The sequence below is a fragment of the Streptomyces sp. NPDC053493 genome, assembly GCF_044544825.1.
GTDB lineage: Bacteria > Actinomycetota > Actinomycetes > Streptomycetales > Streptomycetaceae > Streptomyces.
The window spans coordinates 376,480-403,069 of record NZ_JBITXS010000002.1 but is presented as its reverse complement, the minus strand read 5'-3'; the positions used below and the strand labels follow the sequence as shown (position 1 = coordinate 403,069).

The following is a 26,590-nucleotide window of genomic DNA, read 5'->3' as shown; positions in this document are numbered from 1 at the left end:
TCAGGACGTCCAGATGCCCGTGATCGGGGTCGCGTTGGCGGCCTGTCCGGCGTGCGAGGTGCCGTACATGTCCTCGATGGTGCGCAGCACGTTGTAGTGGTTGTACGTGGTCGAGGACGTGGCGCCCGGGGTGACCTGCTGGCCGTAGAAGACCGTCGGGATCTTGTTGCCGGCGAGCCGGTTGTCCTCGTCGAAGGTGACGACGAGCAGGCTGTTGTGGGTCTTCGCCCAGGTCGCGTAGGCGCCGAGGTTGTTCTTCAGCCAGGTGTCACCGGTGCCGACCGAGCAGTCGTGCATGTCGCTGCACAGGTTCGGGACGACGAAGGACACCTGCGGCAGCTTCGTGAAGTCGGTCGGGAACTGCGCGAAGGTGTAGGCCGACGAGGTCGGGACGTTGGAGAAGCCGAACCAGGGGTTGTGCTTGCGGGCGTACTTGCCGCTGCTGCACGTCGTCGAGCCCTGGCTGGGCAGCGTCTCGTTGTAGCTGGCCCAGGTCTTGCCGGCGGCGATCAGCTCGGAGGCCAGGTTGGGCGCGGACGAGAAGCCGGGCGTGTAGCAGCTGTCGTCCGTGATGCCCTGGGTGGAGCCCGAGAACAGCGCGAAGTAGTTGGGCTGGCTGGGGTGCGTCTGGGCGTACGACTGCGTGAGGTTGGCCCCGCCGGACTTCAGCGAGTTGATGTACGGGGCGCTGGAGCTGCCGATCACCTGGCTGTAGGCGTGGTTCTCGAAGACCACGACGACCACGTGGTCGGGCGTGGGCACGGTCGCCGCGGCCTGGGCCGAGGACGTACCGCCGAATCCGGCCCACAGGCCGATCGACGCGGCGGCGAGGCCGAGGGCGGACAGAAGGGCGGTGCGGCGTTTGGTGGGCGCGCCGGACACGGTTGCCTCCGGTTGAAGGGGGACGGCTGGGGGCGGTGCAACCGAAGGCTAGGAGTGAGCATGACAACGTGGAAGATGCACGGAGTAAAGAGCGGGGAAACGTCTCGTGCCGCACCGCACCCGCGCGCGCCGTCGGACGGGCCCGCTCGGCGGGCGCCCTCCGGCGTACGCGGCCTGCGGCGCCATGCGTACGGTGTGGCCACATGCGTACGGTGCGGCGCCATGCGTCCGGTGCGGCGCGCGCTCACGTCAGGGCCGGAGCGCGCGCCCACGTCAGGGCCAGAGGCGGTGCCGCTGCCAGGCGGCGCCTTCCCTCTCGTACCGCAGCCGGGTGTGGGCGCGGGCAGCGTCGGCCTGCCAGAACTCGACCACGTCCGGGACGACGGTGCGGAGCGTCCAGGCGGGTCCGACGAGGCCGGGCTCCGCCTCGATCCGGGCGAGGCCGTCGCGCAGGGCGCGGTCGCGCGCGGCCGGGTCGGTCAGGTAGCGGCTCTGCCGGCCGAGCAGGGCCTCCGCGCGGGCGGTTGCGCCACGGGCGAGGAAGTCGGCCGCCGACCGCTCGGCGGGCTCCGTCCGGACGGCGCCGCGGACCCGGACCTGCCGGCCGAGCTCGGCCCAGTAGAAGGTGAGCGCGGCCCGGGGCGTCGCGGCGAGCTGCACGCCCTTGGGGCTCGCGGCATGAGCCGCGAAGCGGAAGCCCTCGGGGCCGACGTCCTTCAGGATCAGCACCCGGGCGTCCGGGTCGCCGGACTCGTCGACGGTCGAGAGCGTCATGGCGTGCGGGTCGGGCACACCCGCCTCGACCGCTCCGGCCAGCCAGTCGAGGAACAGCTCCGTCGGCTCCGCCGGCACCCGGTCCGTCGCGAACCCGGGCAGCGGGCGCGCGAACACCTCGATGCCGCGCAGCCAGTCACGCACCGAGCCGGAGTCGGATCCGGAGTGGGAGCGGTCGGCGGCCGGGCCGGAGCCGGGGGCCGGGGTGGTGGGGGAGTCGTCGTTCACCGTGCTCATGCCGTCCGCTTCTCCTTCTCGTCGGTCCGTCAGAGCGTCACGACCGTCGCCTCGGTCGCCTTGACGCTGGTCCATACGAACACACCGTCGGCGAGACCGAGTTCGGCCGCCGCCTGAGGCGTGATCTCGGCAACGAGGTCCGGCGCCCGGTCGGAGGTGACCAGGACCCGCAGCCTGCTGCCGCTCGTGGTGATCTCGCGTACGGTGCCGGGCCACACGTTACGGGGGCTGCCCTCGGGCTTCTCGCGGTGGACGGCCACCGCCTCGGGCGCGATCACGGCCAGCGCCTCGGTGCCGGGCGTCAGCGGCTCGGCCGTGACCAGCGTGCCGCCGCCCGGCAGCGCGAGGCCCTCGGCGGTCGCGGTGCCGGGCCAGGCGTTGCGGCCGAGCATCCGCGCGACCCACGGCGAGTGCGGATGGCGGGTCACCTCGGCGGGCGGGGCGTCCTGGAGCGCGCGGCCCTCGTCGAGCACGAGGACGCGGTCGGCGAGCGAGACCGCCTCCACCGGGTCGTGGGTGACGATCAGGCAGACGCCGCCGAATCCGGCCAGGTGCGTGCGCAGGGTGTGCCGGACGTGGGCGCGGGTGGTCTGGTCGAGCGCGGCGAGCGGCTCGTCGAGGACGAGCAGCCGGGGCCGGGCGGCCAGCGCCCGGGCCAGGGCCACCCGTTGGGCCTGCCCACCGGACAGCTGGGCGGGCCGGCGGTGCGCGAGCCGGCCGACGCCGAGCCGGTCGAGCCAGAGCTGTGCCGCCCGGCGGGCCTGCGCCCTCGGCACTCCTTGCGCCCGCAGCCCGTACGCGGTGTTCGCGAGGGCCGTCAGGTGCGGGAACAGGGCGCCGTCCTGCGGCACCCAGGCGACGTGCCGACGGTGCGGCGGCAGCGCGGTGACGTCGGCGTCGCCGAGCCGGAGCGTGGCGTGGGCCCGGGGCGTGAGGCCGAGCAGGGCCCGCAGGAGCGTCGTCTTGCCGGCGCCGTTCGGGCCGACGACGGCGATGGTGGTGCCCGGTTCGGCGTCCAGGGTGAGCCGGGTGAAGCCGGTGACCTCCGCGTGCAGCGCCCAGCGCTGCTCCTCGCCGCCGGAGGCGTCCGGCGGGTCGGCGCCGGCCGGACCGGTTTCGGACGTCAACGAGGCGGGCGTCACCGACGCGGACGGCACCCAGGCCGGTGCACCGTCGTCGGGTCCGGTGTCGTCGGGCCCGGCGTCGGCGACCGGGCGGGTGCGCCGGTCCGCCGGCGCTCCCGTCCAGCGGCCGCGCAGCGCGACGAGCACGGCCATGGCGATGGCGAGCAGCAGCAGCGAGACGGACGTCGCCGCCGCCGGCTCGTCCTGGAGCAGCAGATACACCTGGAGCGGCAGGGTCTGGGTGGTGCCCGGCAGGTTCCCGGCGAAGGTGATCGTGGCGCCGAACTCGCCGAGCGCCCGGGCCCAGGTGAGCGCCGCGCCCGCGATCAGCCCGGGCGCCACCATGGGGAGCGTGACGGTGAAGAACACCCGGACCGGCGAGGCGCCGAGGGACGCCGCCGTCTCCTCGTACCGCGGCCGCAGCCCGCCGAGCGCGCCCTCCAGGCTGATGACGAGGAAGGGCATCGCCACGAACGTCGCCGCGAGGACGGCGCCGGAGGTGTGGAACGGCAGCGTGACGCCGAAGGTGTCCTCCAGCCACGGCCCGAGGAGCCCGCGCCGGCCGAAGGCGAGCAGCAGGGCGACACCGCCGACGGTCGGCGGCAGCACCATCGGAAGCAGCACCAGCGAGCGGACCAGCGCCTTGCCCGGGAAGGACACGCGGGCGAGCAGCCAGGCGAGCGGGACACCGAGGAGCAGCGAGAGCCCCAGTGCCCAGAACGACACGACCAGGCTGAGCCGCAGCGCCTCGACGGTCGCCGGCGAGGTGAGGTGCCCGCCGAGTTCGCTCCACCGGGTCCGTACGAGGATGCCGAGCAGAGGAAGCGTCAGGAAGGCCACGGCCAGGAGCGCGGGCAGGGCCAGCGCGAGCGGCGGACGGGCGCCGGACCGGCGGGCGAGGGCCTGCGGCGTGCGCGGTGCGCGAGGGGCATGAGGGCTGCGCGGGGCGAGCGGGTCACGCGGGCTGCGAGGGGCTTCGGGGCGGAGCGAGCCTGATCGTTTCATCGGTGGTCCAGGAGACGGGGGAAGGAGGAGGCGCCCGTTCCCCCCGTAGAACGGGCGGCCCCTCGGCATCGGGAAGGCGGCGGGCGGCGTGCGCCCGCCGCCGCTGCGACCGCTACGGCTTCTGGAAGCCGGCGTCCTGGAGGATCTTCTGGCCCTCGGGCGAGGAGAGCCAGGCGACGAACGCGGCGGCTGCCTGGGAGTTCTTCGAGTCCTTCAGCGTGGCCGCCGGGTACTGCGCGACGGCGTTCTGCGCGTCGGGGATCTCGACGGCCTCGACCTTGCCCTTGGCGCTCTCGGCGTCGGTCTTGTAGACGAGGCCGGCGTCGGCCTCGCCGAGCTCGACCTTGCTGAGCACGGCGCGCACGTTCGGCTCCTGGGAGACCGGCTTCACCGTGATCTTCTGGGCGTCGAGGATCTTCTTGCTGTACTTGCCGGCGGGCACCTCGGGCGCGGCGAGGACGACCTTGAGCTTGGTGTCCGCGAGGTCCTTCAGCTCGTCGACCTTGAAGGGGTTGCCCTTGCCGGTGGCGATGACCAGACGGTTCCTGGCGATGACCGTCGGCGTGCCGGTGTCGGCCTTCACCTTGTCCATGCTCTTGGTGTCGGCGGTGACCAGGACGTCGGCGGGCGAGCCCTGCGAGACCTGGGCGACGAGCTCCTGCGAGCCGGCGAAGGAGAAGGTGATCTTCGTGCCGGGGTGGGACTTCTCGTAGGCGGCGCCCGCGGTCTTGAAGACGTCGGTGAGGGAGGCCGCGGCGAGGACCGTCAGATCGGCCTTGGGCGCGGCGCTCGCGGAGCCGGAGGCGGTCGAGCCGCCGGCGTCCTTCCTGCCCTCGTCCTTGGTGTCGTTCGTGCCGCAGGCGGCGAGCGGGACGAGAAGGGCCGCGGTGAGGACAGCGGCGGCGGCGCGGCGTCCGGAGACGGTGAGGATGACGGACATGAGGGTCTGAACTCCTTGCGGACGAACGGAAGATGGCGGGGCTCGGGAGCGGCCGGTCGCGCCGACGGCCGCCGTCGCCCGGTACGGCGTGAGGGGTCAGGTGCGGTCGATGTGCACGCTGGTCGACTTCACGCGGGCGGTGGCCTGCATGCCGACTTCCAGTCCCAGTTCCTCCACGGCCTCACGGGTGAGGAGCGAGACGAGCCGGTGCGGGCCCGCCTGGATCTCCACCTGGGCCGCGATGTCGCCGAGCTTGATCTCCGTGACGATGCCGGGGAAGGCGTTGCGCGCCGAGGTGTACGACACGCCCTCGTCGCCGACGCCGCCCTGCGCGATCTCCACGGAGAACGCCGCAAGGGCCTTGCCGTCGATCAGACGGCGGCCGCTCTCGTCGCGGTGGGTCACGACCCGGCCCGCATCCGCCCAGCGCCGCGCGGTGTCGGGGCTGACGCCCAGCAGCCGCGCGGCCTGACCGATGGTGTAGGACTGCATGTGCGACACCGTAGGGCGCTGAAGCTCTCATCTGCAACAAACATGTGCGAGTCTCCATCGCGAATGAGAGGCGCCTTGGAGGAAGGGACGGAGGTGGGTGCCCGGGGCTCCCGGATGTCTCATCCCTCGGATGCGACCCGGGTCCCTCCGAGGCCTACGTCGGCGCCGGCGGCCGCGTCCGCGGGCGCCTGGCAGGCGCCGATCCAGATGCCGGTGACCGCGCTGACGTAGCGGGCGCCGCAGCGGTCGGAGGGCACGACGAGCTGGGCGCCGGCCGTGTCGAGCTCCTCGCCGTTGAGGCGGGTGGCGAGCAGCACCGGCGCGTCGCCGAAGTCCGCGTCGATCTCCGCCCACGACAGGACGGTGTGGTGCCCGTCGCCGCCGCTCACGGCGAGCAGGAAGCGTGAGCGCTCCTTGCGGCGGTCCGGGTCGAAGGACGGGTGGGCCGCGGCCACGACCTCACGCAGCAGCGGCCCTTCGAAGGTGTGGTGCTGCGGCCCGGCGGTCGCGCAGTCGAAGACGACCTCGGCGCGGTGCCGCGTCCAGCCCCGCCGCAGATCGGCGACGGTCAGGGTGGCGGGCCGCGCGACATCGCCCCAGAGCGCGAAGGCGGAGGCGGCCCCGACGGCGGCCGGGGGAGTGACGGGCGGTGGCGCAGCGGTCGGCCGGCTCATGGTGATCCCCTCCTGGCGGTTCGGTGGGCGGGCTGCGCCCAGAGATACCCGAGGAGCGGGGATGCGGAACCACGTTTGCGGCCCTGCCTCACCTCTTCGTGCAAGATTGTGAGCTTGATACGAGGATGCCGCTCGCATCTGCCTGGTTCATGCGCCCATCGGGATACGGGCCGTCGGATACCACCACGCCTCGCCCCGCGCTCTGGACGTTCCGATCATCAGCAAGGCGTTTCCCGTGATTTACCACGCATTTACGATGACGAGACCCGCTTCGGCCTCGTGAATGTGAGAGCACCGTCATGCACGTCGACCATCTTCTCCGGCTCGACCGACTCGACCTCTCCCTGGTGTGGGGCGAGCAGGCGCTGCTCGACCAGGAGATCGGCGGAGTGACGGCGACCGACCTGGAGGACCCGGCCCGCTTCCTCCAGCCCGGCGAGATCGTCCTCAGCGGCCTGGTGTGGTGGAGCCGGGAGGACGGCCGCGGCAAGGCCGACCGCTTCGTCTCCGCGCTGCGCGAGGCCGGGGCGGTGGCGCTGCTCGCGGGCGAGGAGACGCACGGCGAGGTGCCGCGCGAGCTGGCCGACGCCTGCCGCGGCCACCGGATCGCGCTGCTCGGCGTCCCGGCGCACACCACCTTCCGGGCCGTCACCGAAGCCGTCTACCTGCGCCAGTGGGGCGAGCTCAGCCGGCGGCCCACCGGCCACTACGCGCTGCCCGAGAACGTACGCGACGACCTCGGCCGCGCCCTGGAGAACGGCGCGTCCGCCGGCGAACTCCTCGACCGCGCCTTCGCCCACCTCGGCACGCCCGCCTGCCACCTCCTGACCGGCAGCGGCCGCACGGTCGCCCGCACCGCCGGCGCGCCCGCGCTGCCCGCCAGGCGGGCGGCCGCGCTGCCGCACGGCGTGCGCGGCACGACGCTGCGCGTCGAGGCCGACGACACCGCCTTCGACGCCTGGCACCTGCACCTGCCGGACGAGGTCCGGGTGCCGCCGCGCGTCCTCCAGGAGATCGCCGAACTGCTCTCCCGGCACCGGCGCCGCCACGACCGGCGAGAAGCCGCGCGCCGGCGGACCCACACCGAACTCATGGGCCTGGTCGGCGCCGCGTACCCGGACGCGAACGCCGTCCAGCGGGCGCTGGCCGCGAGCGGGCTGCCCGAGACCGGGCCGTACGCCGTCGTCGTCGCCTCCGTCGACCCGGCCGAGGACGGTGCGGACGCCGGCGCCGCGCTCACCGAGGCGCTGAGGCACCTGCCCTCGTCCGCCGTCGCGTTCGCGGTCGCCGGCCGGCCCGGCGGCGAGGCGATGGCGGTCGTCGCCGCCGCCGACGACCGCCGCCGCGCCGGAGCCCGTACCGACGCCGGTGCGGCCGCCAAGAGCGAGGCCGCCGGAAGCGCGGCTGACGTGAGCCCCGGTGCCGAGCCGCTCGACGTCCGCGCCGAGCTCGCCGCCGTGTGGCCGCTGCTGCACGCCTGCCGCCCGGGCGCCGCCCTGCACGCCGGCGTGAGCGAACCGGCCCGCGCGCCCGCCGACCTCGGCGTGGCCGCCGGACAGGCCCGCCACGCGCTCGCCGCCGCCCGCACCTCGCACCCCGGCGGCGCCCATGTGTCCGGCGTCGCCGATCTCTCCGGGCTCGAACTGCTGCTCGCCGGGATACCCGACGACGTACGCGGCGTCTACCGCGAGACCGTCCTCGGCCCGCTCCTGCGCGCCGGCCGGACCTCGAACGACGTGCTCCTGGAGACGCTGGAGGTCTTCCTCGCCCACAACTGCTCCTGGGCCAGGACCGCCGCGGCCCTGCACCTCCACGTGAACACCGTCCACTACCGCATCCAGCGCGTGGAGAGCCTCACCGGCCGCGACCTGTCCCGCCTCGACCACAAGCTGGACCTGCGCGCCGCCCTCCTGTGCCGGTGACGACCGACGACCGGACAGGGCGGAGGCCGGCAGGTCACGACAGGCCAGGGCAGGTCGCGACAGGTCAGGGCGGGTCGCGACAGGTCAGGGCAGGTCGACGTGGACGTTCGTCGACTTCACCCGGGCCGTCACGGTGACGCCGACCTCCAGGCCCAGCTCCTCGACCGCCTCGCGCGTCACCAGTGACACCAGCCGGTGCGGCCCCGACTGGACCTCCACCTGGGCGGCCACGTCGTCGACCCGTACCGCCGTCACGATTCCCACGAAGGAGTTGCGCACGGAGGTCGGCACGCCGTCGTCCGCCACCGCGTGCGGACCGGACCCGCGTTCCTTCGCGAAGCGGGCCAGGCTCAGGCCGTCGATCACCCGGTTCCCCGAGGAGTCCCGGTCCACGCGCAGCCGGCCGCCGTCCGCCCACCGGCGAACGGTCTCCGAACTCACTCCGAGCAGCCGCGCGGCCTGCCCAATGCTGTACGACGGCACACCCGCACTCTAGGGGGTGTCCCGCCGATCACGCCGGGGCGCCCTGGCCTCTCGTGGCGTAACAGAAAAGGTGCTCCTCAGGGGCCGCCGAGGGCTCGTCGGGGCGGAAGAGCGAGACGGCCTGGTGCAGGACCTCGAGCCCGCACTCCTCGCGGAGCAGCCGCACGTACTCCTCCGCGGAGAAACTGGACACCCGGGCCCGGCGGCCCATCCAGACGATCTCCACCTCCTCGACGTCCGCCGGCACGGTGGCGCTCACCAGGAAGCCGCCGGGCGCCAGCCAGCCCGCCATGCGCCGCAGGGCGGCGGTGGCCTCCGCCCGGCTCATCATCAGCAGCGGGAAGAAGGCGCACACCGCGTCGAAGCCCGCCTCCGGCGCCTCGAAGTCCAGAACGTCGCACCGCTCGAAGCGGGCGCCCGGCACCTGTTCGCGGGCCAAGGTCACCATCGTGTCGGACACGTCGATGCCGGTCACCTCATGGCCGGCCCGCACCAGGAGCTCGGCGACCGGGCGGCCGGTGCCGCTGCCCACGTCGAGCACCCTGGCTCCCGGCCGGAGGCGTCGCGTGAGCCAGTCGACCGCCGCCCGCTGCTCCGGCAGGCGCCCGAACGCCTTCTCGTAGTCCAGGCCCACGCTGTCGAACAGCTCGGCCGCCGTCAACGTCCGTCCCTCGTCACCCTTTTCGCGCATTCCGGTTACCTTCCCCCCTGCCCGGTGGCCCATGCCGCTGTCACGGTCCGCCCGCCCGGCGCCGGCGGACCCGTGCGGTGGTGGCCGAAACCTCGCGCCCGACGCCCGGAGCGTTTCCCGTTCGGCGCAAGCCCCCGTGCGCCCCGCGCACACGGGCCCCAGCGCGCCTGCCTGAGGCTTCCTCATTTCCCTTCGCTGCGGCGGAAGTTGGGGAGGGGGCGCGTGAAGTGTCGCGCACGCCCCGGCGCGCTCTCCCCGGGTGGCTCGAATGTCGTCACAAGCCCGGATAAACACCGTGCCCAGCAAGATCACCGCTTCGAGGTAATGCCCACGGTCCTGCCGGGCACGCAGGGTGCACGGGCCGTTACTGTTCCCCGGGATCTGGACGGATTCCCAGAGATTGTGTCGGTTTTTCCTCTTTTCAAGGAGCGCTCGTCCCATGACCGTTGAGACCGGCCCGGACACGGAGCTGGAGCCGCCGAGGCCGCAGTCCAGTCTGAGCACCGCGGCTGCCCGGAACCTCGCCACCACCACCAAGTCCGCCCCGCAGATGCAGGAGATCACCTCCCGCTGGCTGCTGCGGATGCTCCCCTGGGTGGAGACGAAGGGCGGCGCCTACCGGGTCAACCGCCGGTTGACCTACACCGTCGGCGACGGTGTCATCGAGTTCGTCCAGGACGGCGCGAACGTCCGGGTGATCCCGCGGGAACTCGGCGAACTCGCCCTGCTGCGCGGCTTCGACGACGAGGAGGTGCTGACCGCCCTCGCCAACCGGTGCCTCCAGCGCGACTTCCGGGCCGGTGAGGTGCTCGTCGAGCGCGGCACGCCCGCAGACCAGATCCACCTCATCGCCCACGGCCGGATCAACCAGACCTCCGTCGGCAAGTACGGCGACGAGGTCGGCGTGGCCACCCTCGCCGACGGCGACCGCTTCGGCGAGAACGCGCTCCTCGACGGCGACTCCCAGTGGGACTACACCGCCACCGCCGAGACCCCGGGCACCCTGCTCACCCTCTCGCGCTCCGACTTCGCCTCCGTCATGGCCTCGGCGCCCAGCCTCCAGGCCCACATCCAGGAGTTCAGCTCGCTGCCCCAGCAGCGGCAGAACCGTCACGGCGAGGCCGAGATCGCCATGTCGGCCGGTCACGTCGGCGAGGTCGAACTCCCCGGCGCCTTCGTCGACTACGAGCTCAATCCGCGGGAGTACGAGCTCTCCGTCGCCCAGACCGTGCTGCGGGTCCACACCAGGGTCGCCGACCTCTACAACGGGCCGATGAACCAGACGGAGGAGCAGCTCAGGCTCACCATCGAGGCGCTGCGCGAGCGCCAGGAGCACGAGCTGATCAACAACCGCGAGTTCGGTCTGCTCCACAACGCCGCCTTCAAGCAGCGCATCCAGCCCCACTCCGGGCCGCCCACCCCGGACGACCTCGACGAGCTGATCTCCCGCCGGCGCGGCACCAAGCTGATCCTCGCCCACCCGCGGACCATCGCGGCCATCGGGCGCGAGTTCAACGCCCGCGGGCTCTACCCGGACCACGTCGACCTCGGCGGTCAGTCGGTCCCGGCCTGGCGCGGCGTCCCGATCCTGCCCTGCAACAAGATCCCGATCAGCAAGGAGCAGACCAGCTCGGTCATCGCCATGCGTACCGGCGAGGACAACCAGGGAGTCATCGGTCTGCGCCAGACCGGCCTGCCGGAGGAGTACGAGCCGGGCCTGTCGGTCAGGTTCATGGGCATCAACGAGCAGGCGATCATCTCGTACCTGGTCACCACCTACTACTCCGCCGCCGTCCTCGTGCCCGACGCGCTCGGTGTCCTCGAGAACGTGCAGATCGCCCGCAAGCGCGACTAGGGCCTGTCCGGCGAGGATCCGTCGACCCGTCGACCCGTCGATCCGTCGATCCGTCCGAGGGCCGCGCCGGGCCGGGCCACCCCGGGCCGGGACGGCCCACCCATCCCAGCAAGGAGCCACGGATGCCCGACACCGGGCTTTCTCTCGTGCAGTCGAGCCCACCCGTCACGTCCTCCGTACGGTCCTCGCTGCCCGGCCCGCCCTCTCCGCCGTTCCCGTCCCTCGCGTCGGCCGCGTCGGCCGCGCCGGTCTCGCCGCCTTCGCAGGTCTCCCCGGCCACGACGGCATCGGCGCTGACGTCCACGGACACCTCACCCGCCACCGGAGCCTCACCCGCTCCGACGGCGGCGGCGCCCGCTCCGACCACCTCCGACATCGACCGGATCCTGCGCGGCCCCAGCGGCTTCGGCACGGCGAGCCTCTCCCTGGCCCGGCGCGCCGAGCCGCCGGCCCCGCCCGCACCGGCCGACGAGGCGGCGGACACGGACGAGGCGACGGCCGTGGAAGGCAACCCGATCCCCGGCCTCTACTTCCACCCCGTGCCCGAACCCGACGCGGCGCGGGTGGCGGAGCTCAGCCGGCGGATCAAGGACTGGGCGGTGAACGAGGCCCAGGTCTACCCACCGGAGTGGGAGGACCAGTTCGACGGCTTCTCCGTCGGGCGCTACATGGTGGCCTGCCACCCCGACGCCCCGACGGTCGACCACCTCATGCTCGCGACCCGGCTGATGGTGGCGGAGAACGCCGTCGACGACTGCTACTGCGAGGACCACGGCGGATCACCCGTCGGACTCGGCAGCCGTCTCCTCCTCGCCCACACCGCCCTCGACCCGCTGCACACCACCAAGGAGTACGAGCCCTCCTGGGCGGAGTCGCTCCACTCCGACGCACCACGGCGCGCCTACCGCTCCGCGATGCAGTACTTCGTCGAGGCGGCCACGCCGTCCCAGGCCGACCGGTTCCGGCACGACATGGCCCGGCTGCACATGGGCTACCTCGCCGAGGCCGCGTGGGCCGAGACCGATCACGTACCCGAGGTGTGGGAGTACCTGGCCATGCGCCAGTTCAACAACTTCCGCCCCTGTCCCACCATCACCGACTCCGTCGGCGGCTACGAGCTCCCGGCGGACCTGCACGCCCTGCCCGCCATGCAGCGGGTCATCGCACTGGCCGGGAACGCGACCACCATCGTGAACGACCTGTACTCCTACACCAAGGAGCTCAACAGCCCCGGCCGGCACCTCAACCTGCCCGTCGTGCTCGCCGAACGCGAGGGCCTCTCCGACAAGGAGGGCTATCTGAAGGCGGTCGAGGTCCACAACGACCTCATGCACGCCTTCGAGGCCGAGGCCGCCGCGCTCGCCGCCGCCACCCCGGTCCCGAGCCTGCTCCGCTTCCTGCGGGGCGTCGCCACCTGGGTGGACGGCAACCACTACTGGCACCAGACCAACACCTATCGCTACAGCCTGCCCGACTTCTGGTAAGAAACGGACTTTTATCAGTGACCAGCACCGAGTTCACCACCGCCGAAAGCACCTCCGCGTTCGTCCCGGCGCCCGCGACTCCCTACCAGGGGGACATCGCCCGCTACTGGAACGACGAGGCCAGGCCCGTGAACCTCCGCCTCGGCGACGTCGACGGGCTCTACCACCACCACTACGGCATCGGCGCCGTGGACCACGCCTCGCTCGGGGACCCCGCGGACAGCGAGTACGAGAAGAAGCTGATCGCCGAGCTGCACCGCCTGGAGTCGGCGCAGACCGACGTGCTGCTCGAGCACCTCGGCTCCATCGGCCGCGACGACACGCTCGTCGACGCCGGCTGCGGACGCGGCGGTTCCATGGTCATGGCCCACCAGCGCTTCGGCTGCAAGGTCGAGGGCGTCACGCTCTCCGCCAAGCAGGCCGACTTCGCCAACCGGCGCGCCCAGGAGCTCGGCATCGAGGACCATGTGCACGCCCGGGTGTGCAACATGCTCGACACCCCGTTCGAGACCGGGCAGGCCGCCGCGTCCTGGAACAACGAGTCGAGCATGTACGTGGACCTGCACGACCTGATGGCCGAGCACTCCCGCATCCTCGCCGTCGGCGGCCGCTACGTCACCATCACCGGCTGCTGGAACCCGAAGTACGGCCAGCCCTCCAAGTGGGTCTCCCAGATCAACGCCCACTTCGAGTGCAACATCCACTCCCGCCGCGAGTACCTGCGGGCCATGGCCGACAACCGGCTCGTGCCGCAGGCCGTCATCGACCTGACTCCCGAGACCCTGCCCTACTGGGAGCTGCGGGCCACGTCCTCGCTGGTCACCGGCATCGAGGAGGCGTTCATCGAGTCGTACAAGGACGGCTCCTTCCAGTACGTCCTGATCGCGGCCGACCGCGTCTGATCCCGTCCGACCCGCCACGACCGGCGATCCCAGGGGCCGGGCCCGTCCTCCGACGGGCCCGGCCCCGACGCGTCCGATCCGGCCAACATCCTTTCCAAGTATGGGAATTGGCGGCCCGCGCTGCTAGCTTCGCGCCAGCCTTACGGAGCCGGGGGGACCGATGGGACGCAGCGCGGGCGGGTACGCGACGGGCCGGACGACGGACGGGTCGACGGACGGGTCGACGGACCGGCCGGCCCGGTGAGCACACCAGGCCCGACCGGCACCCCGAACACCCCGACACCACCCGGTCCGACCGGTACCGCGCCGACACCCGGCACCACCCACCTGCCCACCCAGGGCGGCGCACCCGGCACGCCGGCGACACCCACCGGACCGGCGACACCCTCGCCGCAGGCCAACCAGTCACCGGTCCCGCACATGCCCGGTCCCTCGGGACCGCCGCCCCAGCTGCCTCCGCCGACGCCGCCCGCGGTCACGAGCCCGGTGACGGCTCCCGGCGTCATCGACGTCCAGCCGCTCCAGCTCTACCAGGTCTCGTCCGCCGTCGCCTTCGAGCAGCACTCCTTCCACAAGGCGCTCGTCCAGTTCCTCGACGCCCACGCCGGCTACCCACGAGTGGGCGGCTCCGGCGCCGCCGCGGCCGAGTTCGCGGGCACGTACGCCGAGGTCCTCGGCCTGCTCCTGGAACTCCACGCCAAGGCGGTCGTCGCCCTCGGCGGGGCCGCCCTCGGCTTCACCACCACCGCCAACAACTTCGGCCAGGCGGACGCCGCGACCCACCCGGGCGCGCCGCCGTTCGTGCCACGGCCGGCCCCGCAGATCATCTTCCTGCAGCCGTCGTACACGCCTCCGCCGCCCTTCGGCGTCCGCGACGGCAACCCCGTCGACGAGTTCCTCGACGTCTTCCACGGCATACCCGGCGACCTGATGCGCGAGGTGGTGGAAGAGGTCCTGCGCACCGGCCGGGCCCTGGAGATCCTGCCGCTGCCGAACTACCTCCGCGTCAACGAGGTCTCGACGGGACTGTGGCTTCCCTACGCGGCCGGCATCGCCGCGATCGAACAGCAGCTCACGTCGACCGTGCAGACGATCACGGACCGGAACAAGGACGACTGGCACCGGGCGATGCTGCAGTTCGTGTCCTCTCTGTGGGGCACCACGTCGTGGGGACAGCGGACCGCCGGCTACGAGTGGAACCACCAGCCGCCGAACATGCCCGCCGGCTCCAGTCTCCCGGTGTTCTCCGTCCTGTTCACCACGGCGGAACAACTGGCCGAGGCGCTGCGGCTCTACGCGAAGGCGGCCCAGAACGTCCGGGCCGCCCTGCGGCACGAACTCACCGAGGCCTTCACGAAGGCGATGCTGGTCCTGGACCCGACCGACATCAAGGGCTTCTTCAAGGACCTCTTCGACCGGCTGAAGAAGCTGGCGAAGGGACTGCTCCTCAACGTCCTCGTCAACATCGACACCCACGCCGTCAACCGGGCGGTCGACGCCTACGAGCAGGCGCTGCGGGCCGAGAGGGCGCGGCTGCAGGGCTTGATCGAGCCGTTGCGGGAGGCGTTGCGCGAGGTGCCCACCTTCCAGGCGGAGGAGGCCAGGGCGGAGGCCTTCGGCGCGCGGTCGCTGTTCGAGTTCGACCGCAAGCTCTACCCGGTCAACCCGGAGGCCTGGAACCCGGCCCACGACTTCCCGGTCGACCTCGCGGCGACGGAGTGGGAGAGCAACGACTTCCTGCCGCCCGGCCAGACGGACCCGCTGAAGGGAAGGGAGGCCCACGCGGTCGACCGGCACATCGGCCTGACTCCCGAGCAGCTGGTCGACCGGCTCCGCGACAGCCCGAAGCCCTCCAGCGCCTCCTCGTTCCCCGACCTGCCCACCGCCCAGCAGTACGTCCAGGCCGCGCTGGACGACCCGACCATGAAGGACCTGCTGAACAACTGGATGCGCAGGCAGGAGCAGAAGGTCCAGGACGGCACCTTCAACCCCGAGTCGCGGCAGTCGTGGAGGTTCGAGCCCAAGGACGCCAACGGGCAGAGGGTGGTGACGGGATCCTCGGTCACCCGGGCCGACTACGACGCGTACGGCACGCGCGCCTGGTCCGCGGCCGTGCACTCCGTACGCGTCGTGGTGGCCTACTCGCCCGAGTCGAAGACCCTGTACGTCGTGACCGCGTATCCGGAAGCCCCCTAACATGCGCCAGGTGACCGAACCGACCGACATCCGCTGCACGGCCGGCGTGCTCGCACAGCTCGTCGACCTCGCCGCGGCGGCGAGGAACCCGGGCGCCGAACCGCTGGAGAACGAACTCCAGCGCTTCTCGCGGCTCGTCCAGGACTCGCCCACGACCGCCTGGGTGATGCCGCTCGACGCCGTTGCCGCGCTCCTCGACGACCTGGCCGAGGAGACGCGGACCGACGCATTCGCCGCCCGGCCCAGGATCTTCCGGTCCAGGCTGGCGCACGCCGCCGGGAACGAGCCGGTCGACGCCTTCCTGCGCTCGCTCGCCGAGATCCTGCGCGCTCCCTGGTTCGCCGCCTGCCCGGACATCCGTGAACTGCCGCTCGCGCCGTGGGAAGCACGGGCCCGCTTCTCGCTCCTCGACTCGTTCGCCTCGTTGACAGCGGCGGGAGAGAGCCCGCAGGAGGTGGTCGCCATGGACCATCCCGACTGCCACGGCAGAATCGCAGCCCTCGCCGGGGAACTGCAGCGCGTGCTCTACATGTTCCCGGGCGCCGGGGCGCTCGACGCCGCCTTCGCGCGCGTGATGCCCGCGGTCACGCACGCGCGGCTGCGGCTCCTCCTCGACGCCGTGCACGCCCACTTCGCCGAACACCACTGACCGCACCGGCCCCACCCGACCAGCGCCGACCTCACCGGAAGGAGTGACCGACGTGCCCATCGAACCCGACCTCGACGTGTCGGAGGAGGACCTGAACCGGCTCGCGGCCGATCTCGGGGCCATGCGGGAGCATCTCGACGGGCAGGTGCGCCGGATGGACGCGCTGGTCGACCGGGCCGAGGCGGGGTGGCGGAGCGAGGCGGCGACGGCCTACCGGAAACTGCACCGGGAGGCCGGCGCCGACGCCGTACGCATCCGGGAGATCCTCGGTGTCCTGGAGCAGGCCGTCCGGATGAGCCGGGACGGCTTCACCCGGCAGGAGCTGGACACGCTGCGGCGGCTGCGGGCGGAGGGCCGGTCGGTCGACGTGGCGGCCGAGGTGGCCCGCCTCTCGGGCGAGAGCGAGGGCGAGGGTGAGGGCGCGGCCGGGACCGGAGGGCGGGGACCGGCGGCGCCCGCCCCGCAGAGCAGGATCAGCGGCATCTGACAGGCATGGGGGGACACGGAACATGAGCGAGGACGGCTCCATCACCGTCGACATCGCCGCACTGCGCGCGATCGCGAGCGACCTGGAGGACATCCTCCGCAGGCTCGACGAGCGCCTGACCGAGCTGTACGACCGTACGGTGCCGGTCGTCCTCGCCTGGAAGGGCGAGGCCCGGGAGGCGTTCCTGGACGAACTCGACCGCTGGGACCGGCAGATGGCGGACCTTCAGGCCGCCCAGGCCTGGCTGCACGCGATCGTGTCCACCGGCCACGCCAACTACTCCGCCGCCCAGCGGGCCACCCTGCGCGGCTGGGGAGGAGCCTGAGATGACCACGTCCGCCGCCCGCGCCCGGGCCGACCGGGCCGCGACCTACCCGGACCGGGCGACCGCCCGGTGGGCGACCCAGCAGGTCGTCGCCCTCAACGAGCAGCTCATCCACCGCTGGCTCGCCCAGTCCACCCGGCGCCGGCTGGTCGTCGAGGCGGCCTGGCCCTCGCGCCCCGAGCCGGTCGGGACCGTGCTGACCGCCGGCATGGTGCTGGCCGGGCAGACGGAGCCCGTCCCGGTGCGGGCCGCCCGGGTGGTGCTGCTCCGGACCGCGCCCGGCGAGGCCGCTCCGTACGGCTTCACCGTCCATTCCAGCCTGCCCGTCCACCTGTAGAGGCTCCCGTGTCCCTGAATCCCGCCGAGCACGACCGGAAGTACGGCGAACTCGACCAGGTCGTCCGCGCCCACCTCGGCCTCGGACCGCACGCGCCCGAGGCGGTGACCGGATATCTGCGGCAGACGTGGCGCACCCGTCCCTGGGCGATCGCCGTCGCCGCCGAGCAGCTGCGCGCCTACGCGGAGAACCCGCCCGGCCGGCTGAGGACGCGGCTCGGCGAGTACTACCGGCTGCCCGACCTGGGGCTGCGGCCGGAGGAGACGCACGACTGGCTGACGGGCCTCGCCGACCGGCTGGACGAGAGCCTGGCGTCCGGCCAGGCGCCGCCGCCCGGGCCGCCCGCGACGCCCTGGGAGTGGCGGGCCCGTTTCCCGGAGCTGGCGCAGCTGCTCGGCGGCTGGTTCACGCAGGACATGCCGGAGGAGTTCGGCGACCACGAGACGGCGCTCGCCGACTACCTGGAGGGCACGGATCCGGGCCTGGCGGCCCAGCTCACCGGCGAGCTGCACGACCTGCTGGCGCTGCCGCTCGACGAGGACGGCCTCGCCCTGGCGGTGGTCACGCTGGGAGCGGAGGTCGAGCCGCCGGTCCCGCTCACCCCGGGCGCCTGGCTCGCCGCGCTCGCCGACCGGCTGCGTCGTTTCCCGGGCTGACCGGGCTGACCGGGCTGACCGGGCGGGCACGCGCGGGGAGGAACGGCGAGGAGAGGGGTGGGGGAGGAGGAACGGCGGCCGGAAGGAGCGCGGCCGCGAGGAGGGCGCGCGAAGACCGGGCGCACGGCGGCCCCGGCGCCCGAAGGAGGACCTCGCCGGGCTGACCAGGGCCGAGCTGTACGAGAAGGAGGCCGCGGCCGGCCGCTCCGCCAGGAAGCGAGAGGAGCTGATCGCGGCCCGCCCTGACCGCGGGGCGTGGCCGGAAGGCGGCCTGAGCACCTCCGGAGGCGACGGTCGCGGTCAGGGGCGGGTCAGGATGTGCAGGGCGCAGATGTCGTCCCGGCGCTCGGCCGGGTTGTTGAGCCGGGTCAGCAGGTGGTCGAGCAGGTTGACCTCGGGCGGCGTCTCCGCGGCCATGGCGGTGAGCCGGCTCAGACCGTCGTCCAGGGACTCGCCCGGCGTCTCGATGAGCCCGTCGGTGTAGAAGACCAGCTCGTCGCCGGGCTCGAGGTCGAGTTCCGCCTCCGTGTACACCGGGTTGGGCGTGGCGCCCAGCAGCACGCCCTCGGGCCGGTCGAGCAGGAACGGGCGGCCGTCGCGGATCATCAGCGGCGGCAGATGACCGGCCTGCACCCATGACAGACGCCGGGCGTCCGGCCGGTAGCGGGCGATGATCACGGTCGCGGTGGTGATGTGCCCGTCCGCCGTGTGCAGCAGGACCGTGTTGAGCCGGGCGAGGATGTCCGCGAGCGGCGTGCCGGTGACGGCCATGCCCTTCGCGGTGAAGCGGAGCTGGGCCATGGTGGCGACGGAGTCCAGACCGTGCCCGGCGACGTCGCCGACCACCAGCAGCGCGCTGCCGTCCGGCAGTTCGACCGCGCTGTACCAGTCGCCGCTCACGTTCACGCCCTGCTCGGCCGGACGGTACGCGACGTCGACCTGGAGGCCGGGCAGGGCCCTCGACTCCTGCGCGACCGGCAGCAGTGCCTCCTGCAGCCGCGCCGCCAACTGCCGTTCCACCCGCAGCCGGTCGCGCTGGAGACCGGCCGCGCGCTCGTGCGCGAGGATCTCCTGCTCCGCGCGCTTCGCGGCCGTGAGGTCCTGGAAGAAGCCGTGCACCTCGACCGGCGTGCCGTCCGCGGCCCGTTCGGCCTCGGCGACGAGCCGTACGTGCCGGACGCCGGACGGGACGGACAGCCGGAAGGTGTGGCCGACCGGATGGCCTTCGGCGAGCAGCCGGCGGATGTGCTCGGCGAGGGCGGGGACGTCCTCGTCGACGACCTGGTCCGGCAGCGACTCCCAGGAGAGCGGTCCGTCGCCGGGCTCCCGCTCGAAGATCGTGTACACCTGCTCCGACCATGTGATGCCGCCCGACCGCAGGTCCCAGTCGGCCCAACCGAGGTTCCCGAGCCGCTGCATCACCGCGAGGCGTCTGCGCTCCCGCTCCCCGGTGCTCAGCCGCACCCACGAGACGATCAGCCGGCCCCGCCAGGCCGCCGCCCGGGCGGCGAACCGGGACGTCCGCGGGCCGCCGTCGGCCTCCTCCTCCAGGTCGAACGACGGGCCGGCCCACACGCCGGAGGTCTCCAGCGCCGTGACGTAGCCCTGCCACCGCTCCGAATCGCGCAGGCTCGGGTAGGTCTCCAGCAGCCGCAGGCCCACCAGCTCGCGCCCGGACCGACCGGCGACGTCGACCGCGTCGCGGGAGGCGGCGTCGATACGGAAGTCCAGCACGTCCCGGCCGTCGGCGGAGCGCAGCGGTGTCAGCAGCACCACCATCCCGGGCAGAGCGTCGAACAGGCGCACGGTCGCACCGTCCACGGCCGACGCCGCCTCCGGCGCCGCACCCGGCGGATGCGGCACCGCCGCCTGCTGGGCGGGCAGCGGCTCCGCCAGCAGGCACAGGGCCTCGGCGGCCGGTGTGCGCCCGTGCAGATCCGCCCGCCGTTCCAGTTCCGCGCGCGCCGCGTCCGCCGTGAGTCCCGCCATCACCATGAGCGCGCCCGTCGCCCGCTCCACCGCGCGGAGCGCGGCCAGGTCCCCGGTCTCCTCCGGCTCGCCGCCCGGGCGCGTGGGAGCGCCCGCCAGCACATCACCGTTCTCTCGCGTCACATCGGCCATGGACGAAGCATGGCAGCGACCAGGGGGCTTCCGGCAAGTCCGCAGGGCGGCCCAGGACGTCTCGACGGATCTCGCGGTGTCCCGCCCTGCCTGCTCGGGCACGACAGGAGCTTCCGTTTCCGGTTGGTTCGACAAGATTCTCCTAGGCGTCGGGCGGCAGGTCCGCCGGGACGAGGCTGCGCAGTTCGCGGGCGGTCTGCTCGGGGCGCGGCACGCACACGGCCACCCGCCGGAAGGGCGCACCGGCGCCCAGGTCGACGCAGAGGGCCGGCGCCTCGGCGCGCACCGCCACGAAGTCCGTGCCGGTGAGCTCGTGGCGGACGCCGACGCAACGGCCTGGCAGCCACACGCCACGGCCCGCCTCGCCGCGCAGGACCCGCCACCAGCTGGGCTCCACCGTGACCCGGCGCAGCTCGGAGGCCGGGAAGCGCACCGTACGGCGGCGCGCGGCCGCGGCCTCGCGCAGGCCGAGCCGTACGACGACCTCGGTCCCGTCTCCTCGTACGGTCACCTGTGCCATCGGACGATCACCCTCCTCCTGCCTCTGCTGCCTCTCCCGCCGCTGCCGGCCCTCCCGCCTCGCGGCGCAGCCCGGCGAGACGCCGGCGCGCCGCGGCCGTGGAGCGGCCGCGCGGGGGGTCGCGCCACGGGTCGCGGTCGAGGAGCCGGCCGGCGTCGGCCAGGGTCCAGCGGCGGGCGGTCAGTTCGGGGTCGTCCAGGTCCGCCCAGGCCAGCGGCGCCGCGACCGGGGCGCCGGGCCGGGCGCGCACGGCGTAGGGAGCGACGGCGGTCTGTCCGTAGCCGTTGCGCTGCACGTCGAGGTAGAGCCGGCCCCGGCGGTCCCGCTTGCGGGCCGCCGTCGTCAGTTCCTCCGGGTAGCGGCCGGCCAGCACCTCGGCGAGCTCGCGCGCGAAGGCCCGTACGTCGTCGAACGGCTCCCGGCGCAGCAGCGGCACCACCACGTGCAGGCCGCGCGAGCCGGTCGTCATCAGCAGCGAGGGCAGGTCGAGCTCGTCGAGCAGGGTCCGCAGCCGGCCGGCCGCCCGGCGTACGGCCGCGAAGTCGTCGCCCGGCGGATCGAGGTCCAGGACCAGCCGGTCCGGGTGATCCGGACGGTCGGCGCGGGACAGCCAGCGGTGCGGCGTGACGCATGCCTGGCCGGCCAGGTAGACCAGCGAGGCGGCGTCCTCGCACAGCGCGTAGGTGACGCTGCCGTCCGCCTTGGGCAGCTCGGCCCGGGCCAGCCAGTCCGGGAAGTGCTCGGGCACGTCCTTGCGCATGAAGCCGTGGTCGTCGATCCCGTCCGGGTGCTGTTCGAGCATCAGCGGGCGGCCCCGCAGGTGCGGCACCATGCGGGGCGCCAGCTGCCGGTAGTAGTCGGCGAGGTCGGCCTTGGTCAGGCCGTCCTCGGGAAACAGCACCTTGTCCGGGCGGGGCACCTCCACCGTGTGCCGGCCCACCCGCATCATCCGCGTACCGCTCCGCGCCGCCGTCATGAGCCCCCACCACCCGTCCCGCCGCGCTGCCCGGCCCGGCCGGTCCGCTCGCCGCGCCGGCCGTGCTCCCGGCGCCCGGCCTGGCCGTCGTGCCCGCCGTGGCCGTCGTGCTCTCGGCGCCCGGCCTGGCCGTCGTGCCCTCGGCGTCCGGCCTGGCCGCCGCGCCCGTCGTGCCCTCGGCGTCCGGCCTGGCCGCCGCGCCCGTCGTGGTCTTCGTGTCCGGCGTGCCCGGCCACCTGGTGGAGCGTCCGGCCGGTGCGGGCCGAGCGGGCGCGGCGCGGATCGGTGCCGGCGTCGCCCGGGCGCGCCCGCCCGTCGGCGCGCTTGACCAGCAGCCACGCCTCCCGGCCGCCCGAGCCGCCGTTCCCGTTCCCGTCGCCGCCACCGCCGCGGATCCGGGTCAGCGCATAACCGCCGTGGAGCTTGCGGCCGTCCAGCCAGAAAGAGGCGTGGCCGCGGTCGAGGGCCTCGGCGAACGGGACCTCGCGGCCGCGCCGGTCCTCGGACAGGTTCCGGTAGGTGCCCTCGTCCCAGACGATGACCGTGCCCGCGCCGTACTCGCCGGCGGCGATGACGCCCTCGAAGGAGCGGTACTCCAGCGGGTGGTCCTCGGTCGGCATCGCGAGCCGCTTCTCGTGCGGATCCGGCGACGGGCCCTTGGGCACCGCCCAGGACCTCAGCACCCCGTCGACCTCGAGACGGAAGTCGAAGTGCATCGCCGTCGCGTCGTGGATCTGGACGACGAACGAGGGCGCCGCGCCCGCCTCGGCGGTCGCGGCGGCCCCGTCCTTCTCGCCGCCCTTCGGCTCGGCGGTCCGGGAGAAGTCCCGGCGCCGGTGGTACTCGGACAGCGCGCCTGTCGGACTCACGGCCTCCTCCTCCTGCCTCGGTGGCCTTTCGTCCCGCGCCTACCCCGCACCCCGCGTCGGAATCACCCCTTCCGTACGCGGGCGGGGCACCGACGGCACCCCGGCCGCCGTATGCCCCGCGTCGCCCGCCTTACGCGGCCTGCTGCCCGGCGCCGTGGCGGATCGTGCAGTGCAGCGAGTCGTCGATCACGTCGGCGACGATCGTGTCGCCGGGATCGGCCTCGCCGCCGAGCAGCAGCATGGCGATCCGGTTGTCGAGCTCCGTCTGGATCGTCCGGCGCAGCGGACGCGCGCCGAACTCCGGCTGGTAGCCGTGCGCCACGAGCAGCTTCTTCGCCGCGTCGGTGACCTCGAGGTTCAGGCCCTGGGCGCGCACCCGGCGCGCGCTGCGGTCCAGGAGGTGCTCGATGATCCGCGTCAGATCCTCCTGGGTGAGGCTGTGGAAGACGATGATGTCGTCGATGCGGTTGAGGAACTCGGGCAGGAACCGGCCCCGCAGGTCCTCCATCAGCTCGTCCTTCAGCTCCGCGGCGTCGCCCTCGTGCGCGAGGATGCGGTGGGCGCCGATGTTGGACGTCATGATGACCACGCAGTGGCGGAAGTCGACCGTGCGGCCCTGACCGTCCGTGAGGCGCCCGTCGTCCAGGATCTGCAGCAGGGTGTTGAAGACGTCCGGGTGCGCCTTCTCCACCTCGTCGAACAGGACCACGCTGTACGGCTGGCGCCGCACCTTCTCGGTGAGCTGGCCGGCCTCCTCGTAACCGACGTATCCGGGCGGCGCTCCGACCAGCCGGGCGACGGTGTGCTTCTCCTGGAACTCGCTCATGTCGAAGCGGATCATCCGGCCCTCGTCACCGAAGAGCTGTTCGGCGAGTGTCTTGGCGAGCTCCGTCTTGCCGACGCCGGTGGGACCGAGGAAGAGGAAGGAGCCGACCGGGCGGTTCGGGTCGCCCATGCCGGCCCGGTTGCGGCGCACCGCCTCGGCGACCGCCGTGACCGCCTCGTCCTGGCCGACGATCCGGGCGTGCATCTCCTCCTCCAGCCTGAGGAGACGTTCCTTCTCGCTGGTGGTCAGCTGGGAGACGGGAATTCCGGTACGGCGGGAGACGATGTCGGCGATGTCGGACGCGGTGACGGACACGACGCCCTCGCGCCGCTCCTCGATGCCGGCGAGCTCGCCCTCCACCTCGGCGATCCGCTGCTTCAGCTCCGACGCCTTCTCGAACTCCTCGCCCGCCACCGCCTGGTCCTTCTCGCGGCGCAGCCTGGCGAGGGTGTCCTCGCGGCTGACGACCTCGGTGGAACGGCTCGCGCTGCGCAGCCGGACCCGGGCGCCGGCCTGGTCCATCAGGTCGATGGCCTTGTCGGGCAGGAAGCGGTCGCGGATGTAGCGGTCGGACAGCTCGGCCGCGGCGGCGAGGGCCCCGTCGGCGAACCGGACCTGGTGGTGCGCCTCGTAGACGTCCCGCAGCCCTTCGAGGATCTGGATCGTCTCCTCGACGGTCGGCTCGGGGATGAGGACGGGCTGGAAGCGGCGTTCGAGGGCGGCGTCCTTCTCGACGTGTTTGCGGTACTCGTCGATGGTGGTGGCGCCGACCACGTGCAGTTCGCCGCGGGCGAGCGCCGGCTTCAGCATGTTGCCCGCGTCCATCGAGCCCTCGCCGGTCGCGCCGGCGCCGACGACGGTGTGGAGTTCGTCGATGAAGATGACGATCTCGCCCTCGGCCTTCCGGACGTCCTCGATGACCTTCTTCAGCCGCTCCTCGAACTGGCCGCGGTACTGCGCGCCCGCCACCATCCCGGACAGGTCGAGCGAGACCACCCGCTTGTCCTTGAGCGTGTCGGGCACCTCGCCCGCGACGATCCGCTGGGCGAGGCCTTCGACGATGGCGGTCTTGCCGACGCCGGGCTCGCCGATGAGCACCGGGTTGTTCTTGGAGCGGCGGGAGAGGATCTCCACGGTCTGCTCGATCTCCTCGGCCCGGCCGACCACCGGGTCGAGCCGGCCGGCCCGGGCCTCCTCGGTGAGGTCACGGCCGAACTCGTCGAGCGCGGTGGCCGGCTCCTTCGGCGCCGGCGCGGCGTTCTCGGGGCGGGCCGCCTGGTCGGCGAGGCCGCGCAGCTTCCGTACGTCCAGGTCCTCGGCGCGCAGGAAGCGGGTGGCGCCGTTGCCCGGGTCGCCGAGCAGGGCGCCGAGGATGTGCTCGGGACCGATGTACGACACGTCGGCGGCCTGCGCGTAGGCGTGCGCGGCGGCGAGGGTGCGCTTGGCGGCCGGGGTGAGCCCGGGCTCGGCGGAGGGCTCGCGGGACTCGCCGGGCAGGACCTCGGCGATCTGTTCGGCCAGCTTGTCGGGGTTCACGCCGGCGTCGGCGAGGAGCCGGCGGGACGGGTCCACTTGGGTGGCGGCCCAGAGCAGGTGCTCGGTGTCGAGGTCCCTCGTGCCGTCCTGGACCGCCTTGCGGGTGGCGAGGCCGAGGAGCTGGTGGGCCGACTCGGTGAGCAGGCGGCCGATGGGCACCCGCTGGACGGCCGGAGGCGACGACGCCGGCGACATACCGAAGAACCGGTTCAGCAGGTCGCTGAACGGATCGGAGGAACCGAAGGGTGAACCGAACGCCATCGACATCTGAAGCTCCATGGGGGGAGTGAGGGACAGACCCACTCAAACCGCACACTCGGGACCCCGCAAGCGGGGGTCCCGGGCTGCGCGGCGCGCGGCGCGGTGGGGGGGGCGCGGAGGTTCTTGCCGGCCGGCTCGTCGGCCGGCCCGTCGGCCGGCCCGGGCGACCGCCGCTCCGCGTTCTGAGCCCTCGTCAGTCGCCGAGGGACACGACCACCGCGGACATCGGGCCGCCGGGCGTCCGGTACGTGACCTTGTCCCCGGCGCTCCGGCCGAGGAGCGCGAGCCCGAGCGGGCTGTCGGAGGTCACCAGCGCCGGGTCGTCGGCGTCGGCCAGCTCGCCGATGTGGACGGTCGACTCGCCGCCGTCCTCGAAGCGGACGGTGACGGTGCTGCCCACGCCCACCACGTCCGTGGACGGCGCGCCCGCGACGCCCGCCTCCCGGATCCGCCCCTCGATCTCCTCGATGCGCCGGTCGAGCCGCGCCTCCTGGTCGCCCCGCTGCAGCTCGTCCGCCTCGTCGGCCCGGTCGCCGGGATCCTTGTCCGGGTCCCGTAGGGTCGCCGCCACCTCGTCCCGCTCGGCGCGCAGCTCGGCCAGTTCGCGCTGGAGCGCCCGCATGGCGTCGGCGCTGATGGGCTCGGGACCGTCCGTCATTCCTGCTCCCGTGTCGCTGGTGGAACCTCGCATACGTGTTCTCCATTACGGCACGGCTCCCCGGCCTCGGCATCCGGACCGCCCCGCGCCGGAAGGCCCCGCGCCGGACCGCCCCGCGCCGGACACGACCTACGCCCCGGCCTCCTCCGGCTCCGGCTGGATCCCGGCCAGCAGGTTGAACGCGCCCGTCAGCAGATTGAGCGTCACCACTCCCACCACCTCGGCGATGATCCGGTCGCTCCAGCCGTGCGCGCGCAGGTCCGCCACGTCCTCGTCGCTCAGCGCGCTCGGCTCGGCGAGCACGCGCAGGGCCACCGCGATGAGGGCGGCCTCGCGGGCGTCCGTGGAGGTGCCCTGGCGGGCCAGTTCGATGTCGCTCTCGGTGAGCCCGGCGGCCCGTGCCGCCGCGACGTGCGCCGCACGGCAGGTGCCGCAGCCGATCCACTCCTGCACGGCCAGCGAGACCTTCTCGCTCACCGCCCGCGGCATCCTGGCCCGCTTCATGGCCCGGGACAGGCTGAGATAGCCCTCGAGGACGGCCGGTGAGTGGGCCATGGTGGAGACCATCTCGCCGGCCGAGCCGTGCCGCTCGACGATGTCCGCGAGCAGCTCCCGTGCCTTTCCGGTGGCCTGCTCGGGCGCGAGCGCGGTCAGCCGCCGCGTCGTGGTCCCTGCCTGTGCCGTGCTTCCTCGCACCGTGTCGCCTCC

Annotated in this window: 24 protein-coding genes and 1 pseudogene; 10 read left to right on the top strand and 15 right to left on the bottom strand. The window is 73.3% G+C overall.

The window, feature by feature from the left end; all coding sequences use genetic code 11:
* The 6 genes from ACIGO8_RS07485 to ACIGO8_RS07460 all read right to left on the bottom strand — a co-directional run bounded on the left by ACIGO8_RS07485 (position 1) and on the right by ACIGO8_RS07460 (position 6,128).
* On the bottom strand, positions 1–882 hold the full coding sequence (locus ACIGO8_RS07485) for an alkaline phosphatase family protein (protein WP_399725345.1): 882 nt from the start codon (positions 880–882) through the stop codon (positions 1–3).
* A gap of 273 nt (positions 883–1,155) precedes the next feature.
* Positions 1,156–1,893 carry a pyridoxal 5'-phosphate synthase gene (locus tag ACIGO8_RS07480; RefSeq protein WP_399725341.1) on the bottom strand — a complete coding sequence of 246 codons (738 nt, stop codon included), beginning with the start codon at positions 1,891–1,893 and terminating at the stop codon, positions 1,156–1,158.
* Between the two features lie 29 nt (positions 1,894–1,922).
* Positions 1,923–4,022: an ABC transporter permease gene (locus ACIGO8_RS07475; RefSeq protein WP_399725338.1), complete on the bottom strand. Its 2,100-nt coding sequence runs from the start codon at positions 4,020–4,022 to the stop codon at positions 1,923–1,925.
* Positions 4,023–4,134: 112 nt separating this feature from the next.
* Complete coding sequence (gene modA, locus ACIGO8_RS07470) at positions 4,135–4,962, bottom strand: molybdate ABC transporter substrate-binding protein (RefSeq protein WP_399725335.1); 828 nt, start codon at positions 4,960–4,962, stop codon at positions 4,135–4,137.
* Positions 4,963–5,058: 96 nt separating this feature from the next.
* On the bottom strand, positions 5,059–5,454 hold the full coding sequence (locus ACIGO8_RS07465) for a molybdopterin-binding protein (RefSeq protein WP_399725332.1): 396 nt from the start codon (positions 5,452–5,454) through the stop codon (positions 5,059–5,061).
* A 119-nt stretch (positions 5,455–5,573) separates the two neighbouring features.
* A complete protein-coding gene (locus tag ACIGO8_RS07460) occupies positions 5,574–6,128 on the bottom strand; it encodes a molybdopterin-dependent oxidoreductase (RefSeq protein ID WP_399725329.1) in 555 nt (184 codons plus the stop codon).
* Positions 6,129–6,427: 299 nt separating this feature from the next.
* On the opposite strand from ACIGO8_RS07460, the gene ACIGO8_RS07455 reads away from it, so the two are divergent.
* Complete coding sequence (locus tag ACIGO8_RS07455) at positions 6,428–8,050, top strand: PucR family transcriptional regulator (protein ID WP_399725326.1); 1,623 nt, start codon at positions 6,428–6,430, stop codon at positions 8,048–8,050.
* An 84-nt stretch (positions 8,051–8,134) separates the two neighbouring features.
* On the opposite strand, the gene ACIGO8_RS07450 is transcribed toward ACIGO8_RS07455, so the two are convergent.
* Together ACIGO8_RS07450 and ACIGO8_RS07445 are read right to left on the bottom strand one after the other, a co-directional pair.
* A complete protein-coding gene (locus tag ACIGO8_RS07450) occupies positions 8,135–8,533 on the bottom strand; it encodes a molybdopterin-binding protein (RefSeq protein ID WP_399725323.1) in 399 nt (132 codons plus the stop codon).
* A gap of 28 nt (positions 8,534–8,561) precedes the next feature.
* Positions 8,562–9,224, bottom strand: coding sequence for a class I SAM-dependent methyltransferase (locus ACIGO8_RS07445; RefSeq protein ID WP_399725320.1), 663 nt, complete (start codon positions 9,222–9,224; stop codon positions 8,562–8,564).
* Positions 9,225–9,663: 439 nt separating this feature from the next.
* On the opposite strand from ACIGO8_RS07445, the gene ACIGO8_RS07440 reads away from it, so the two are divergent.
* The 9 genes from ACIGO8_RS07440 to ACIGO8_RS07400 all read left to right on the top strand — a co-directional run bounded on the left by ACIGO8_RS07440 (position 9,664) and on the right by ACIGO8_RS07400 (position 18,115).
* Positions 9,664–11,079 (top strand): family 2B encapsulin nanocompartment shell protein, encoded by a 1,416-nt coding sequence (locus tag ACIGO8_RS07440; protein ID WP_399725317.1) that lies wholly within the window; start codon positions 9,664–9,666, stop codon positions 11,077–11,079.
* A 122-nt stretch (positions 11,080–11,201) separates the two neighbouring features.
* Positions 11,202–12,563 carry a family 2 encapsulin nanocompartment cargo protein terpene cyclase gene (locus ACIGO8_RS07435; RefSeq protein ID WP_399725314.1) on the top strand — a complete coding sequence of 454 codons (1,362 nt, stop codon included), beginning with the start codon at positions 11,202–11,204 and terminating at the stop codon, positions 12,561–12,563.
* 17 nt (positions 12,564–12,580) lie between these two features.
* The gene (locus tag ACIGO8_RS07430; RefSeq protein WP_399725311.1) at positions 12,581–13,465 is read left to right on the top strand and encodes a geranyl diphosphate 2-C-methyltransferase; all 885 of its coding nucleotides are present in this window, start codon (positions 12,581–12,583) and stop codon (positions 13,463–13,465) included.
* A gap of 240 nt (positions 13,466–13,705) precedes the next feature.
* Positions 13,706–15,661, top strand: coding sequence for an RNase A-like domain-containing protein (locus ACIGO8_RS07425; protein ID WP_399725308.1), 1,956 nt, complete (start codon positions 13,706–13,708; stop codon positions 15,659–15,661).
* Positions 15,662–15,671: 10 nt separating this feature from the next.
* A complete protein-coding gene (locus ACIGO8_RS07420; protein ID WP_399725305.1) occupies positions 15,672–16,310 on the top strand; it encodes a hypothetical protein in 639 nt (212 codons plus the stop codon).
* Between the two features lie 52 nt (positions 16,311–16,362).
* On the top strand, positions 16,363–16,797 hold the full coding sequence (locus ACIGO8_RS07415) for a WXG100 family type VII secretion target (RefSeq protein ID WP_399725302.1): 435 nt from the start codon (positions 16,363–16,365) through the stop codon (positions 16,795–16,797).
* Between the two features lie 22 nt (positions 16,798–16,819).
* Complete coding sequence (locus ACIGO8_RS07410; RefSeq protein WP_399725299.1) at positions 16,820–17,122, top strand: WXG100 family type VII secretion target; 303 nt, start codon at positions 16,820–16,822, stop codon at positions 17,120–17,122.
* Between the two features lies 1 nt (position 17,123).
* Positions 17,124–17,459, top strand: a complete 336-nt coding sequence (locus ACIGO8_RS07405; protein WP_399725296.1) for an RNase A-like domain-containing protein — start codon at positions 17,124–17,126, stop codon at positions 17,457–17,459.
* An 8-nt stretch (positions 17,460–17,467) separates the two neighbouring features.
* On the top strand, positions 17,468–18,115 hold the full coding sequence (locus tag ACIGO8_RS07400) for a contact-dependent growth inhibition system immunity protein (RefSeq protein ID WP_399725293.1): 648 nt from the start codon (positions 17,468–17,470) through the stop codon (positions 18,113–18,115).
* A gap of 300 nt (positions 18,116–18,415) precedes the next feature.
* On the opposite strand, the gene ACIGO8_RS07395 is transcribed toward ACIGO8_RS07400, so the two are convergent.
* The 7 genes and pseudogenes from ACIGO8_RS07395 to ACIGO8_RS07365 form a co-directional block, all read right to left on the bottom strand.
* Positions 18,416–20,236, bottom strand: a complete 1,821-nt coding sequence (locus ACIGO8_RS07395) for a PP2C family protein-serine/threonine phosphatase (protein ID WP_399725290.1) — start codon at positions 20,234–20,236, stop codon at positions 18,416–18,418.
* A 142-nt stretch (positions 20,237–20,378) separates the two neighbouring features.
* Positions 20,379–20,756 (bottom strand): hypothetical protein, encoded by a 378-nt coding sequence (locus ACIGO8_RS07390; RefSeq protein ID WP_399725286.1) that lies wholly within the window; start codon positions 20,754–20,756, stop codon positions 20,379–20,381.
* A gap of 7 nt (positions 20,757–20,763) precedes the next feature.
* Positions 20,764–21,732, bottom strand: a complete 969-nt coding sequence (ligD, locus tag ACIGO8_RS07385) for a non-homologous end-joining DNA ligase (protein WP_399725283.1) — start codon at positions 21,730–21,732, stop codon at positions 20,764–20,766.
* 212 nt (positions 21,733–21,944) lie between these two features.
* Positions 21,945–22,601 (bottom strand): annotated as a pseudogene (locus ACIGO8_RS07380) (DNA polymerase ligase N-terminal domain-containing protein); the annotation flags it as partial.
* 130 nt (positions 22,602–22,731) lie between these two features.
* Positions 22,732–25,230: an ATP-dependent Clp protease ATP-binding subunit gene (locus ACIGO8_RS07375; RefSeq protein WP_399726776.1), complete on the bottom strand. Its 2,499-nt coding sequence runs from the start codon at positions 25,228–25,230 to the stop codon at positions 22,732–22,734.
* 187 nt (positions 25,231–25,417) lie between these two features.
* On the bottom strand, positions 25,418–25,882 hold the full coding sequence (locus ACIGO8_RS07370) for a GreA/GreB family elongation factor (RefSeq protein ID WP_399725280.1): 465 nt from the start codon (positions 25,880–25,882) through the stop codon (positions 25,418–25,420).
* 129 nt (positions 25,883–26,011) lie between these two features.
* The gene (locus ACIGO8_RS07365; protein WP_399725277.1) at positions 26,012–26,578 is read right to left on the bottom strand and encodes a carboxymuconolactone decarboxylase family protein; all 567 of its coding nucleotides are present in this window, start codon (positions 26,576–26,578) and stop codon (positions 26,012–26,014) included.
* Positions 26,579–26,590 lie beyond the last annotated feature (12 nt).

Bases quoted from the DNA above. Each gene is read 5' to 3' on its own strand.
- ACIGO8_RS07480 (WP_399725341.1), bottom strand. From the start codon at position 1,893: ATGAGCACGGTGAACGACGACTCCCCCACCACCCCGGCCCCCGGCTCC.
- ACIGO8_RS07475 (WP_399725338.1), bottom strand. From the start codon at position 4,022: ATGAAACGATCAGGCTCGCTCCGCCCCGAAGCCCCTCGCAGCCCGCGT.
- modA (WP_399725335.1), bottom strand. From the start codon at position 4,962: ATGTCCGTCATCCTCACCGTCTCCGGACGCCGCGCCGCCGCCGCTGTC.
- ACIGO8_RS07465 (WP_399725332.1), bottom strand. From the start codon at position 5,454: ATGCAGTCCTACACCATCGGTCAGGCCGCGCGGCTGCTGGGCGTCAGC.
- ACIGO8_RS07460 (WP_399725329.1), bottom strand. From the start codon at position 6,128: ATGAGCCGGCCGACCGCTGCGCCACCGCCCGTCACTCCCCCGGCCGCC.
- ACIGO8_RS07455 (WP_399725326.1), top strand. From the start codon at position 6,428: ATGCACGTCGACCATCTTCTCCGGCTCGACCGACTCGACCTCTCCCTG.
- ACIGO8_RS07445 (WP_399725320.1), bottom strand. From the start codon at position 9,224: ATGCGCGAAAAGGGTGACGAGGGACGGACGTTGACGGCGGCCGAGCTG.
- ACIGO8_RS07440 (WP_399725317.1), top strand. From the start codon at position 9,664: ATGACCGTTGAGACCGGCCCGGACACGGAGCTGGAGCCGCCGAGGCCG.
- ACIGO8_RS07435 (WP_399725314.1), top strand. From the start codon at position 11,202: ATGCCCGACACCGGGCTTTCTCTCGTGCAGTCGAGCCCACCCGTCACG.
- ACIGO8_RS07410 (WP_399725299.1), top strand. From the start codon at position 16,820: ATGAGCGAGGACGGCTCCATCACCGTCGACATCGCCGCACTGCGCGCG.
- ACIGO8_RS07405 (WP_399725296.1), top strand. From the start codon at position 17,124: ATGACCACGTCCGCCGCCCGCGCCCGGGCCGACCGGGCCGCGACCTAC.
- ACIGO8_RS07395 (WP_399725290.1), bottom strand. From the start codon at position 20,236: ATGGCCGATGTGACGCGAGAGAACGGTGATGTGCTGGCGGGCGCTCCC.
- ACIGO8_RS07390 (WP_399725286.1), bottom strand. From the start codon at position 20,756: ATGGCACAGGTGACCGTACGAGGAGACGGGACCGAGGTCGTCGTACGG.
- ligD (WP_399725283.1), bottom strand. From the start codon at position 21,732: ATGACGGCGGCGCGGAGCGGTACGCGGATGATGCGGGTGGGCCGGCAC.
- ACIGO8_RS07375 (WP_399726776.1), bottom strand. From the start codon at position 25,230: ATGTCGATGGCGTTCGGTTCACCCTTCGGTTCCTCCGATCCGTTCAGC.
- ACIGO8_RS07370 (WP_399725280.1), bottom strand. From the start codon at position 25,882: ATGACGGACGGTCCCGAGCCCATCAGCGCCGACGCCATGCGGGCGCTC.